Origin of the sequence: Metabacillus indicus LMG 22858 (genome assembly GCF_000708755.2) — a bacterium.
Lineage (GTDB): Bacteria > Bacillota > Bacilli > Bacillales > Bacillaceae > Bacillus_P > Bacillus_P indicus.
Window position 1 is genome coordinate 623211 of record NZ_JGVU02000002.1, and the last position, 13559, is coordinate 636769.

Genomic DNA, 13559 nt, shown 5'->3' on the forward strand with positions numbered 1-13559 from the left:
ATGGAAATGAAGGATGTACTGTTGAATTTATTGCTCGTTTTGTCACCGCTTCTCATCATCCAGTTATTGTATATGAGAAAAGAAACGAACAAAAAAATGAACAAATGGCTGTTTGCCCTTCTTCCTGCGCTTGCCATTGTCTTCAGCATGCTGTATCCCTTTATGATTGATGGAGAGTTTTTCTTTGATTTCAGACGGATTCCATATGTTATGGGGCTTTTGTACGGAGGATATCCGCTTGGAATCTTTTTATTTATCGTCACAGTCGGAACAAGGGTGCTTATTGGCGGCAGCGGCATTTATCCGACAATTGTCATGGCAGGAATACTCGTTTTGTTTGTCCCGATGCTGTCTTCGTATTATTTGAAAAGCAGGCTGAGAATGAAGCTCTCTCTTGTGACTGCATTTGTTCTGGGTTCTCTGCTGTTATCGATTATCCAGATTGAAATGATGTATAAAACGGCTTTTCATCCATCGCATTATTTGGAGCTGATTATCTTTCACATTTTTGCAGCGGTCATCGGCACGATTTTGTTTGAAACAATCATTCAAAATTTTTATTTGCTGAAAAGGGTTATAAAAGCGGAAAAGCTTGAAGTTGTCAGCCATCTTGCAGCAAGTATTTCACATGAAGTGCGCAATCCCCTGACAACAACAAAAGGTTTTCTTCAGCTGCTCAGAGATGATGAAATAAGCAGGGAGAAACGGGACGAATATATCAAAATCTCATTAGATGAATTGGACCGCGCTACGAATATCATTAAAGATTACTTAACCTTTGCAAGACCAGAGGCTGAACATCAAAATCCGATTTCCATACACAGCGAGCTGAAAAACTGCATGAACGTTCTGACACCGCTCGCCCAAATGGAAAATGTCCAGTTTAAAGAGGATTTCTGCGAGGAAGAGCTCTTTGTGCTTGGTGATTCGCTTAAATTCAAGCAATCCATCATCAATATTTTAAAAAATGGCATAGAGTCCTATCATGCCGGTGGCCTGATCCAGCTTTCTGCTGAAAAAGAAGATACATATGTAAAGATCACTATTTCTGATTTTGGAAAAGGCATGACGGAGGATCAGGTGCTGCGGCTTGGAGAGCCATATTTTTCTACGAAATCAAACGGTACTGGACTTGGGATGATGGTCACCTACAGCATTATCCATTCGATGAACGGGCATATTTATGTAAACAGCGCACCTGGTCAGGGCACTGTTTTCCGGATTTTTCTGCCCCTTCATGTAAAGTAAGTCGTTCTGACATTGAGTTGCAAGCGTAAGGCCGGCCTCCCGCTTGGGTGACCGGCCTTTTGATTATACTGTCTGCTTTGCATCCATTAATCGCTTAATCGCAAGCTCTACTCCATCCTGATCATTCGTGAGGGTGATATCTGAACAAATCGCCTTAATTTCCGGACGCGCATTGCCCATGGCAATGCTTTTTCCTGCTGCCTCAAGCATGGATTGATCATTCATGCTGTCCCCAATTGCAGCGGTATCTGCAAGATCTATCCCTAAATGGCCGGCGAGTTTCTTCAAAGCAATGCCCTTTGAGGCCAGTTTATGTTCAAGTTCAAAGTTATGGTCTGCCGACGTAACCAAGGTAAGATTTTCACGGTCTTTAAACTTCTCCCATCCTGCGTCCAGCTTTTCCTGGTGGAATGAAAAGGCAAGAATATTATAAATATCCTCGTTTAAGATTTCCTTGAAGCTCTCAATAAAGACAAATCCTGACTGGCTGTACTGTTTGCTGGCAGCATGAAGGAGCTTTGAGCGGTCGGCTTCCCGATTTGCACTTTTGATCCGGTCTATTTCAATCGACAGAAGCTCTCTTCCGTGCTGCGGGGTGAAGATTGCATTTTGTCCGAAAACTTCATAGTAGTAGTCGTTTTCTTCAAGAAACTGCAATGCTTCTGCAGCCATTTCTTTTTCCATAGGCTGCGAATGAAACAGCGTTCCGTCAGGCTGGTGGATTGTCGCGCCGTTCGCAGCGATCACCCAGGTTTTCACATTCGCATTCCTGAAAATTTCCATCACATCAAAATGAGCTCTCCCTGTTGCAATGACCACTTCGATCCCTTTTTCCTGCGCAATTTTCAGGGCATTCAGGTTTTCCGCGCTCACTTTGTTTTCACTGTTCAAAAGTGTACCGTCAAGGTCAATCGCGATTAATTTTGTCATGTTGTTTCCTCCTCGGCTACAAGCAGCTCTACATTGTTTTTATCAAGCAGATCTCTAAATGATTTATCAGGCTCTTTGTCTGTAATTAACAGGTCGATCTCATGCAGATCGGCATAGAGAAAAAAATCGGTCACTCCAAGCTTTGAATGATCGGCAAGTGCAATTACCTGACTAGCCTGGCTGATCATCTTCCTCTTTACCATCCCGTCCTCCTCGTGTGCTATAGATAATCCCCTTTCAGAGATGCCGACAACTCCAATAAATACTTTGTCCACATGATATTTAGAAAGTTTTTCAACGACAGATGATCCGTAGAGAAAGCGGTGCTCCTTCTGCAGTTCTCCTCCAAGGAGATGAATCTGAATCCCGGGCTTTGATGAAAGAATATCTGCCTGATTGATTGAGTTTGTAATGACAGCTGCATTCGTGACATTCATAAATTCGGCGCATGCCTGAACTGTAGTGGAGGCATCAAGGATTATCCGGTCTCCTTCACGGATGAGACTTGCTGCTTTTCTGCCGATCAGCTCTTTTTCATAAGAAACGGTTTCAAGGCGGTTCTGATAATCTTTTATCTCTGTATGAGAGCTCGGCAGGATCGCTCCGCCCCGCGTCCGGATAATGAGCTTTTGCTCCTCAAGCTTTACGAGATCGCGCCTTGCCGTGTCCTTTGAAACATCATAATGCGAACAAATTTGATCAGCCGTAATTCGCTTATGTTCTTTTAAATAATCCAATATCGAAATCAAGCGTTCTTCCTGGTACAAATGACCCGCCTCACTTTTCAGAAATGTTTGTAAAATAACACCGGGTTCAAACCTTATATAAGTGATTATAAGTATTATACATCAACAATTCAAGTATTTATAAGTTTATACAATTTATTTTATGTGATTGTAAGGGATATGCAAGTTTTAAGAGGGCGTTCCGGCAGGTATACAAAAAGACGGCAAAATCATTTGCCGATTTTGCCGTCTTTCTATTAGATTATGATCGAAGCAGGCCTGACTGCAGAAAGCGGATTATTCACGCTGCCAAATTCAGAAGCGTGAGGTCTGTCGTCACCGTCACCATACCCATAGTCAATCATGCGGTTCCGGTTCAGACAAAGCTTTTTAAAAGTTGGCCTCAGGAGATCGAACAGTTCAAACCGGTCGTTCAGTTCAGGGAATTTTGCCTGATACGAGAGAATGGCATCCCTGAGCATGTTCCAGAAAACAGCTTCATCCAGTTCGCCGCTGCGGTGAAGAATGTCTGCAAAATATCTGAAGTGGCAAACGAACAAACCTGTAAAGATAAATTGACAGAGACCTTCCGGCGCTTCGCTTCTTAACACACTTCTCAGTTCCTCTGACAGGTGCTGAAGTTCAGGAAGCTTCTGGTCACTGATGTTTACATCGTCTACAAAATCTTTCACGGCCAGACGGTTCGGTTTACTGTCTTTCAGGATGAGCACTGTATTCTGTCCGTGCGGCGAAAAGACCGTTCCGTACTGATACAAATAATGAAGCAGCGGCGGAAGGATCACATCAAACATCTGTTTTATCCACTCTTCTGCTGTGAGGCCGGCCTTTTTCGCAAGTTCAAGAGCATAGGACTTACCGTCTTCACCGACATATAAAAGGGCCGCAAGAGTGATGGCCTCCTCCCCTTCCTCAAGAAATGAACAGAGGTTTTCTCTCCAGATAACCCCGAGCATCTCAAGAAATTGATATGGTGCCCCGTTCAGATTCGAATAATCCGGATGGTCGTAATTCATGCTTGCGATCTCACCGGGCAGAACGACTTTGCACACATCCCGAAGAAAAGGGTCATTGTCCCTTATTCCCTGAATATGCCTGGTGATCTCAGGAGCCAGCACCACTCTCTCCGACGGGAGTCCTCTGTATACGAGAGTATTTAATATACTCATTGGAAGCTTAACGTGGTGTTTCTTTTCGTCATCCATGTTGACAAAGGTGCGGATTGATTGCTGAGGCAGGTATTCGTCCTCCCCTTTTCCCAGATACAAGATGTTCTGTTCAGCCAGCTCTTCAGCAAACTGCGGGACGAGCACATTGTCCCACTGCCATTCGTGCACTGGCATGAAGAAATAATCTTCAGGTTCAACACCAGCCTCGCTCAGTCTCCGGTTGAACATTTCCCAAGCATTCAAACCAATTTCATCTTTTATTAAATGCTCATATTCAACTTCTTCAATAGAATGAAACGTGCCTTTGCCTTTGGAAACAGCAATCCAGTCCAGGCGCACAGCCTTTTTTTGTTCCGGGGCATAATGAAGGTAATCAGAATAGGAAAATCCGATTCGCCCTTTGTTGTATGTGATCCATGGATGCCCTGTCATCTCCCCTTCCAGCTCGGCATATCCCAGTTCAAGCAGGGATTCTGTCTGTCTGTGTTCCTCTTTTGCCATAATGTGAACATCTGCAAGGAGTGTCCGTTTGTATTCTTCAATCAAATAAGCTGCTGTAAACGGCTTAATTCCAAGATCCTGCTGGATCATGATCAAGAATTCGACCGCGCTTACCGTTTCCACCCATTGATTACCAGATTGGACTTGTATAGATTCTGGATTCACCCAATAGCTGTCCATCAATCTTTCTTCAGCTTTGAACCTCATTTTCTTCCCGCCTGAACATTCAAGATAATAATAGTCTTCCGATTTAACAGCAGCAATCATATCTTCATACAAAAACTCTGCAATCATTTTGGCGGTCAGCCGTTTATTTGCTATTTCCCAATGTTTCTTATTGATGTTCGCTTCCATATCTCTCACTCTCCTAAACCAGTTGTTTCTTTCCGGCAACATGTTTTGTTCCAAAGTGCTGAAACACATTTTTGTCAGACAGATCAAAAACCGCTTTTCCAGCAATGGTATTAATGATATGTGCATTTCTGTAAGCTCCGAGGCCGAGGTCAGGCGCTCCTACTCCGTGCGTGTGAAGCTCTCCGTTTTGAATAAATACACTGTGCAGAGCCCGGGGCGTGTTCATCTCAGCCTGATAGTCCCTTGAAATGACCGGGCGCCCTGCCTTGTCCCATTTCATAGCTCCGGCAAGCCTTTTAAATGCTTTAGGCCAGACGGTCTTGTAGCCCGTTGCTGCAATAACGGTATCTGCTGAAAGAACAAACGATTCAGCCTGCTCGCGCTGACAGCAGGCAAGGACGAGTTCCTCCCCGCTGTATGAAATATCTGTTACAGCCGTTTTAGCGAGGAGCTGAACTTCAGGCTTGCTTCCGGCAATTGTTCTTTCATACAGCAGGTTATATATTTCTGCAATCGTATCAGCGCTTATCCCTTTATAAAGAGAATCCTGCGCCGGCACAATTTGATCCTTGAGATTCTGAGGCAGCTGATAAAAATAATCCGTGTAGTCGGGAGAAAAATGTTCAAGACCGAGTTTCGAATACTCCATTGGGAAAAAACCATCCGTTCTCGTCAACCAGTTCAGTTTATATCCGCCGGTCTCCTGACCTCTCAGAAGCTCAAGAAAAATCTCTGCAGCGCTTTGGCCAGATCCAATAACGGCAACAGATGATCCCATGTCTTCTTTTCTTCTGTCCATAAATTCAGAAGAATGATAAAGGTTCCTGCTTCCAGAAGCTGTCCAATCCGGCATAGAGGGGGCACTTCCCATTCCAAGCACTACATGTTTTGTTAAAAATGTTTCTGTTTCACCAGTTAAAACATCCTCAACAATCACTTCAAAGCCAGCAGGATGTTCAGCTGCATCGATCACTTTTTTTCCGAACCGGCACGATGAAAGCTGTTCCGACACCCACTTGAGGTAATGGCTGTATTCTCTGCGCGGAATGTGAAATGACTCCAGAAAGTAAAAATGATACAAGCGTTTCTGCTCATGCAGGTAATTCAGAAAACTGTATTTGCTTGCAGGATTCGCCATCGTCACGGCATCTGCCATGAACGGGACCTGCAGAGTCGTCCCTTCAATTAACATGCCTTCATGCCATGAAAATTCGGGTTTTTGATCAAAAAACAGCGCTTCAATACCCTCTGTTTCATCAAGCAGGGCTGCCATCCCAAGATTGAACGGACCGAGCCCTGCGCCAATTACGTCATAAATCACCGTTCATCCTCCGTTCAAATTCTTCTCTTGTACATACCATAAACAGCGCCTGTTTATCAGGGAGAGCAAGCTTTTTTTGAGGTGAAAAACCGCACTTTTTGAATATATGAATCATTTTTTCATTGCGGATGTCAGGCTCTGCGACAATACGCGCCGTTCTGCTGTCTGAAAACATTTGCTGCATGATGGTCACGAGCATTGGCGCTGCCAGCCCCTTTCCAAGGTAGGACGGGTCACCAAACAGCAGATGCACGCCCTGGTCAAAGGAAGCTGCCTCATAATACCGGCCGATTGGATCTTCCATTGCCCAGTATGTTTCAAAGTAGCTCATTTCGTTCCCGTTCACTGCGCCAATCCACAGTGTTTGATGTTCATCAGCAAGCAGCGACTTTAGATGTTTTGCATACAGACTGAAGGGGAAATTCTGCTTCCAGTAAGGGATCACGTGCAGCTCATGATGCCATTTGTGCAGCATGACGGCGTCTGTTTCAAAATCGGCCTTGCGGAAAGTGATATTTGTCTTTTCTGAATGCTGAATCATGATGATGCAACTGCCTCCTTTTTTAAAAGTGGATTTGCTACATTGACGTAGACAGACTGCGTTTCAAGCGGGCCGACAAGTTCATCCAAATCGTGATAGCCAGTCATGAGATTCGCCTTGCAGGGCAGATTTTCTTTTTCAAGAAAGTTCTTGATCAGCTGCGATGGATGGTCCTCGGAAACCTCCCAACCTTCCATTTCCTCCCGAATGATCTGCAGCAGGCTTCGTTCGTCTGCGAGACCCGCCGTTCCAAATGCATTGACCAGACCAAACAAATGATTGAAAAAGAAATAATAGCTCAGTCTCTCATCTGCAACAGCATCTGAACAGAGTGTTTCACTCTTCTTACCTGCTCCGGCAAGATAGGATTCAAGGAGGGTCTTTCTAGATTCAGTGAAGTAAAAACCTTGATTATCCCTGTAATAGAATCGCTCTGGATATCCTCCCTTCAGCTGAACAATGCTGTTTTGCTGATGAGCTTCAAGCGCAATTCCCTTCTCAAGATACAGCCAGAGGACAGGCTTCATGGAGATAGCGAGGTACTTTTTCAGCCATTTTTCACTCACTTCATTTGCAGAGCGCTTTTCTGCAGCGGCAAGATTCCTGATTACACTAGAAAGTCTTGAAGAGCCTCTTTTCAGCCCGTCCTGGCATAAGGAAACAACGGCAGCTGCCTGATTTGCGTTCTCACCGTAAAAAGGATTTTCCCGAAGAATGACCTCAAAGCCGGTTTCGTTTCTGTCCGGCAATTTTAATGTTAAAAAGGCAGGATCATGCACAAAGCTGAAATTTGGAAACTTATCGGCCATTTCCTGCCCGAGGCGTGTCTCCATCAGTGCTTTCACTTCTGCCCCCCGTTCCAGTTCCTTCATTAAATTAGTCCGGACAGAATTCGTAATTTTGATGTTCAGTGAAAATTTCAGCATGAACGGGACATCCGGATGGTAAACCGTTCTTAATGAGGAGGTTGCATAGTAAGCACGTCCATGCTGCCCAAGGTTTTCTAAAATGCCCTGATCTGCAAGCTTTCTAATTTCAGCATCCTGCAGAACATAGTGAGCCTGCCATGGATGAAGCGGAAGTAATGCATACCCGTCCTCCTGTGCGTACTTGCTTTTAAACGCCTCTGAAATTTCAGGATCATCATTTACCATCTTCTTTATTTGCTGAATGGCTGAATGCGTAAGCAGGGATCTTGAGTAGGCTAAATTGGCAGGAGCCCTGAAATAGTGGAGCGGAAATGCCCCCTTCAGTTCAGGTGAATAGGTCCTGATATCCTCATCGCTCATTCCTTCCCTGCTTTTTGGCGCAGGGTGCAGGAGGTGTCCGAAAAGCAGTGCCTGCTCGGCCTCAAGAAATTGAAAATCAGTCCTGTACAACTCCTCTTCATCCGCTGATCTTTCGTAAATAAATTCCGCCATCAGCTTGCAGCTCTGTGAAATACGCTCAAGCAGATCGTTCTTTTTCCCGTCCTGCTCGCCTGTGTTCAATTCATCCAGCGTTTTCTCTGCAAAAGCTAAAAAGTCCATTTTTTCAGATTGATCATAAACAGCATGATTAAATAGATGTCTGCCAGTCTCTGAAACATAATCAACGGGAATGTAAAGCTCCTCCTGCTTCTTTTTAAGAGTCAGATGAAGCCATAATCCGGAATGGACGCTTGCAAGTTCTGATGGCGCATCCCCTGTGAATTTTCCCGTTCCGGTTTCTCTTATGTAGCAATTCAAATAGCTTTGCAGTGCAGCTTGTTCTGCAGCTTTCCTAGCTTCTTCTCTGTTCATCCGTTAATCCTCCCTGATTCAATTCTTCCAATTTCTTTTATTCGCTGCAGTATATGTGAGAGATCATCTGTTTTTACTAGAGGGTTTAACAGCGTAAATTTGAGACAGACGCGGTTATTCACTTTTGTCCGGGCAATAACCGCTTCGCCGTCATTAAGCAGCCTGTCCCTGATTCGGCTGTTAAGAAAATCCTCTGTTTCACTTGAAAACCTGCCCTCACCCGTATATCTGAAAACAATTGTGCTCAGCTCAGGTTTATGCATTGGAGTAAACGCTCCATCACTCTTAAGCATCGTGTATGCCTCTTCTGCAAGGTAAAGTGTGCGGCAAATGATATCTGACCACTCTTTTTTACCGATAAGCTGAAACGATAAAAATGGTTTTAGGGCGTCAAACCTTCTTGTCGTCTGAAGAGATTTCCCGACCAGATTCGGCACTTCGTCTTCCTCTGGATTTAAGTAATCTGCATGGCGTTTCATATACGCAAATGAGCTTCGTTCTTTGACGAGAAACGCGCCGCAGCTGATTGGCTGATAGAACATCTTATGAAAATCGACCGTTATGGAGTCTGCCTCCTCAATACCGTTTAATTTATGTTTATGAAGCTCTGTCATGATGAGGCCTCCCCCATATGCTGCATCTACATGAAACCATAGGCCGTATTGTTTCGCGGCACGGCTCATTTCCATTAGAGGATCGATTGCTCCAAAATCCGTTGTTCCCGCTGTTGCGAATAAGGCAAATGGAAACTCCCCTGCGGTCCTCAGTTCCTTGAGCTTTTTGATTAAATCCTTCATGCACATTCTGTGGGCATGATCCGTTCTAACCGGAACGACCGCATCCTCTCCGAGTCCCAATACGGCAGCTGACTGCTGCACAGAGAAATGAGCCGCATCCGAACAGAGAATTTTCAGCCGGTTCTGTTCCGGAGGGAGACCATGCTTTTTGACATCCCAATTCCACAGCTTCATGCAGGCATGCTCTCTTGCAAGCATCAGTCCCATCAGATTGGATTGTGTTCCCCCGCTTGTCATGACCCCGTCACCTTCTGGGAGTCCAAAAAGGCGGCACAGCCCATCCATCATCATTTGCTCCACCATCGTTGCCGCCCCGCTTTGATCCCAGGAATCCATCGAAACATTTAACCCTGAGATCAGCGCTTCTGCTGCAAGGCCCGGCAGCATGGGCGGACAGTGAAGGTGGGCGGCACATGACGGATGATGAACCGAAATGCTGTGCCTCCCGACAGCTGCGTTCAGCTTCTGAAACAGCAGTTCAGTGTTCATTGCCTCGTCAGGATGCACATTGGGGAAGTGAGATTGGATTGTTTCTTTTATATGCTGCGGCTCTGCCCCGCTAAAAGGTGTTTGTTCGAGAACAACAGATTTCAGTGTTTCCATTGCGTGATTCATGACTGACTGATATTCTTCAAGACTCTCCTTTGAGCTGGTCAGGAAATATCGGTCAAATGCCGTTTGTAAGCTCGTTGTCATTGGTGTACTCCTTATACGAAACTTGGAATAAGTTCTTTTTCTGCTGCCACAGCTGCTTCATAGAAAAGCCCGCAAACCGTTTCAAGCTGTTCTTTTGTAATAATGAGCGGAGGAAGAAATCGGACAGTGCTGCCATGCCGTCCGCCAAGCTCGAGGATCAGGCCGCGTTTGAAACATTCCTGCTGAATTCTTTTAGCAAGTTCAGGATGAGCAGGGTAGCTTCCCAAAGCGTCAGCATCAGCCGTTTTATCCACGATTTCTGCACCAACCATGAGTCCAAGACCGCGCACGTCGCCAATACTTGATAGCTCCTGTTTCATTTGCTTTAACCGGAGCATCAGATAGTCTCCGAGGAGGGCTGCCTGTTCATCAAGTTTTTCCTGTTTAATAAACTTCATCGTTGCGGTTCCTGCTGCAATCGCCAGCTGATTTCCGCGGAATGTGCCCGAATGAGCGCCAGGGCCCCATTGATCCAGATCTTTATGATAGACGACAACTGCCAAAGGAAGCGTTCCGCCAATCGCTTTTGACAGGACCACCGCATCTGGTGTAATGCCCGAATGCTCAAAAGCAAACATTTTCCCGGTTCTTCCAAAGCCTGTCTGAACTTCATCCACAATAAGCGGAATATACTGTTCAGCAGTAATCCTCCGCACTTCTCTTACCCATTCATCAGGAGCAGGTATGGCCCCGCCTTCCCCCTGGACAATCTCCATGACCATGCCGGCCGGCTTAACGATTCCAGATTCAGGATCATTCAGTGTCCGGTCAATAAAGGTTGAACCGACTGCAGCTCCTTCATCTCCGCCAATGCCAAACGGGCAGCGGTAAGAATATGGATACGGCAGGAAGTGCACATCAGACATTAAATTTTGAATGCTGGACTTGGGTCCAAGATTCCCCATCAGGCTGAGAGATCCATTTGTCATGCCGTGGTATCCGCCCTGAAAAGAAAGCATGCCTCCTCTGCCTGTTGCCGTTTTAACCAGCTTCATCGCAGCTTCAACAGCATCTGATCCTGAAGGTCCGCAAAACTGAATCTTTGCATTTTCTGCAAATGAAGGCGGCAATGCATTGTAAAGCTCTTCAACAAATTCCTCTTTCATGGGAGTTGTCAGATCCAGCGTATGCAATGGACGCTTCCCTTTTATCACATTCTCGAGTGCTTGGATCACAACCGGATGATTATGGCCAAGGGCAAGCGTTCCAGCCCCTGCCAGGCAGTCTATGTAGGTTTTATTTTCAACATCTTTGACAAAAATGCCCTCTGCCTCACTGATGGCGATCGGTAATCTGCGAGGATAGGATCTTGCATTTGATTCTCTTTTGTTTTGACTGTTTAAATAGAATTCATTTGTCAGCATGATAATCACCCTTTTTCATTTGATAATAATTCTCATTCTCATTTAAAAAGAAAAACGGCACTTTCGCCGCTTCAAATATCTGAATACACTTGAATATTAATTGAAAATGATTATCAATGTCAATGGAGTTTGGATGATTCAGTTCATCCTGCCCAGATTTCAGGATTTGCTGTCTCCCTGAAATGGAGCCTTTTTCCTGCTTATTATCTGGCTTATACCTTCTATTAGGGTCATATAGCCCCCTTGGCTGAAAGATTTGCACAGAATTCAAGAACGGTTTATATAGTTAACATAATAATATTATTATCCTTTTCTTTTATCATGTGAAATTCCTCCCGCTCCTTATGAATCATCTTAATATTCCGGTAATCATGTATTAAATTTTAATTTACATACCTATCATACTCGGTTAACGTTTAGCCGATATTCTTTACTTATACCAATTATTCGGGAGGCTAAATGATGACTTTAAACAAAAAAATCCTCGGCATTACCCTTGCCGGCACACTGGTAGCTGGATCCCTTGGATTCACGGCAGCCAACGAAAAAGCAGAAGCGAAGAAAGCAAAACCACAAGCTCAGAATGTAATTGTCCTTGTCATGGATGGCGTGAGTTCATCGACTACTACTCTTGCAAGATGGTATAAAGGCGGTCCACTTGCAATGGATGAAATCCTGACTGGCGGCGTTCGTACATACTCAGCTGAATCTGCCATTACTGACTCAGCTCCTGCAGGCACTGCAATGGCGACAGGAAACAAAACGAATGATAAGTTTGTCGGCGTACTGCCTGAAACCATTTCATCACCTGGCCTTGACAGTTCACTTGCTGATCAGCCGCACAAGCCTGTTGCGAATGTTCTTGAAGGTGCCAAATTAAGCGGCAAAGCAACCGGCATCATCTCTACCTCTGAAATTCAGCACGCTACACCTGCTGCTTTTTCATCTCATGCTTCACACCGTGGTGAGTATGACAACATCGCAGAACAGCAAATCTATCAGGATATTGATGTTGTTTTAGGAGGAGGAAAAGATTCTCTGACAACAGGCATGGCTAAAAACAGCCGGAAAGATGGTGAAAATCTGGTTGAGGTTGCTGAAGACAGAGGCTATGACATCGTTGAATCCCGGGAGGAGCTTTTAAATTCGAGATCAAGCAAGCTTTGGGGGGCGTTCGCACCGGCTGCTCTTGCCTATGACATGGACCGTGAAACGACAAACCCGAATGAGCCGACACTTGCAGAAATGACGAAAAAGGGAATTTCAGCCCTTTCTAAAGATAAAGACGGATTCTTCCTGATGGTAGAAGGAAGCAAACCGGACTGGGCTGCCCATGCCAATGATCCAATCGGCATGATCAGCGATACACTTGCTTTTGATGCAGCAGTTAAAGAAGCTCTTGATTTTGCAAAGAAAGATAAAAACACAATGGTTATCGCACTTTCTGATCACGGAAACAGCGGTATTTCAATCGGCAACCAGAATACAAGTGCAGACTACCCTTCCATCCCAGTCTCTGAGTACATTGATCCTCTGAAAGAAGCAGAACTGACTCTTGAAGGAGCAATGAAGCAGCTAAAGCCGGATCAATCAAACAAATTGGAAGTGGCAGCACTTTACGGTATTAAGAACCCGACTGCGGAAGAAACACAAGCGATTAACGACAGCAAGAATCTTGCGAAAACGCTGGTTGAGCTCCTTGCTGAGCGTGCCAACATCGGCTTTACGTCTGGGGGACATACAGGAGAAGACTTATTCATGTACTCGTATGGACCAGGTAAACCGGTTGGCTTTGTTGAGAACACTGACATTGCCCATATTACAGCTTCAGCCATGGGCTTTGATTTAAAAGAGCTCGACAAAAAACTGTTTGTTGACGCAAAAACGGCATTTGAAGCTATGAGTGCAAAAGTATCTGTAAACGCTGAAGATAAAAACAACCCAATTCTAGTTGTGAAAAAAGGGAAGACTACAGCTGAATTTCCAGTGAATAAAGATCTTGCCATTGTAAACGGCAAAGAAATCGAACTGGACAGTGTAACGGTTCAAACGAAAGACAGATTCTATCTTTCCAAGGACGCTGTCCAACTCGTTAAAAAGTCCAAATAAGCAAA

General features: G+C 44.9%; 10 protein-coding genes. 2 read left to right on the plus strand and 8 right to left on the minus strand.

Going from position 1 to position 13559, the window contains the following annotated elements:
• Positions 1 to 21: 21 nt before the first annotated feature.
• Complete coding sequence (locus AZ46_RS06270; protein ID WP_161781199.1) at positions 22 to 1248, plus strand: sensor histidine kinase; 1227 nt, start codon at positions 22 to 24, stop codon at positions 1246 to 1248.
• Positions 1249 to 1311: 63 nt separating this feature from the next.
• Here the strand turns inward: AZ46_RS06270 and AZ46_RS06275 are convergent, their stop codons facing one another.
• The 8 genes from AZ46_RS06275 to AZ46_RS06310 all read right to left on the minus strand — a co-directional run bounded on the left by AZ46_RS06275 (position 1312) and on the right by AZ46_RS06310 (position 11445).
• Positions 1312 to 2178: a Cof-type HAD-IIB family hydrolase gene (locus tag AZ46_RS06275; protein WP_029280875.1), complete on the minus strand. Its 867-nt coding sequence runs from the start codon at positions 2176 to 2178 to the stop codon at positions 1312 to 1314.
• A complete protein-coding gene (locus AZ46_RS06280) occupies positions 2175 to 2945 on the minus strand; it encodes a DeoR/GlpR family DNA-binding transcription regulator (protein WP_029280874.1) in 771 nt (256 codons plus the stop codon). Before AZ46_RS06280 ends, AZ46_RS06275 begins: the two co-directional genes overlap by 4 nt.
• A 215-nt stretch (positions 2946 to 3160) precedes the next feature.
• The gene (locus tag AZ46_RS06285; RefSeq protein ID WP_029280873.1) at positions 3161 to 4945 is read right to left on the minus strand and encodes an IucA/IucC family protein; all 1785 of its coding nucleotides are present in this window, start codon (positions 4943 to 4945) and stop codon (positions 3161 to 3163) included.
• Between the two features lie 13 nt (positions 4946 to 4958).
• Positions 4959 to 6218 (minus strand): lysine N(6)-hydroxylase/L-ornithine N(5)-oxygenase family protein, encoded by a 1260-nt coding sequence (locus AZ46_RS06290; RefSeq protein ID WP_081870188.1) that lies wholly within the window; start codon positions 6216 to 6218, stop codon positions 4959 to 4961.
• 37 nt (positions 6219 to 6255) lie between these two features.
• Positions 6256 to 6807 (minus strand): GNAT family N-acetyltransferase, encoded by a 552-nt coding sequence (locus AZ46_RS06295; protein WP_029280871.1) that lies wholly within the window; start codon positions 6805 to 6807, stop codon positions 6256 to 6258.
• The gene (locus AZ46_RS06300) at positions 6804 to 8588 is read right to left on the minus strand and encodes an IucA/IucC family protein (RefSeq protein WP_029280870.1); all 1785 of its coding nucleotides are present in this window, start codon (positions 8586 to 8588) and stop codon (positions 6804 to 6806) included. The genes AZ46_RS06295 and AZ46_RS06300 overlap by 4 nt, the downstream gene beginning before the upstream one ends.
• The gene (locus AZ46_RS06305) at positions 8585 to 10081 is read right to left on the minus strand and encodes a pyridoxal phosphate-dependent decarboxylase family protein (RefSeq protein ID WP_029280869.1); all 1497 of its coding nucleotides are present in this window, start codon (positions 10079 to 10081) and stop codon (positions 8585 to 8587) included. Before AZ46_RS06305 ends, AZ46_RS06300 begins: the two co-directional genes overlap by 4 nt.
• Before the next feature lie 11 nt (positions 10082 to 10092).
• Entirely contained in the window at positions 10093 to 11445 is a 1353-nt protein-coding gene (locus AZ46_RS06310) for an aspartate aminotransferase family protein (protein WP_029280868.1), read from the minus strand.
• A 459-nt stretch (positions 11446 to 11904) separates the two neighbouring features.
• Here AZ46_RS06310 and AZ46_RS06320 point away from each other — a divergent pair, with 459 nt between their 5' ends.
• Complete coding sequence (locus AZ46_RS06320; protein WP_029280866.1) at positions 11905 to 13554, plus strand: alkaline phosphatase; 1650 nt, start codon at positions 11905 to 11907, stop codon at positions 13552 to 13554.
• The last annotated feature ends 5 nt before the right edge of the window (positions 13555 to 13559 follow it).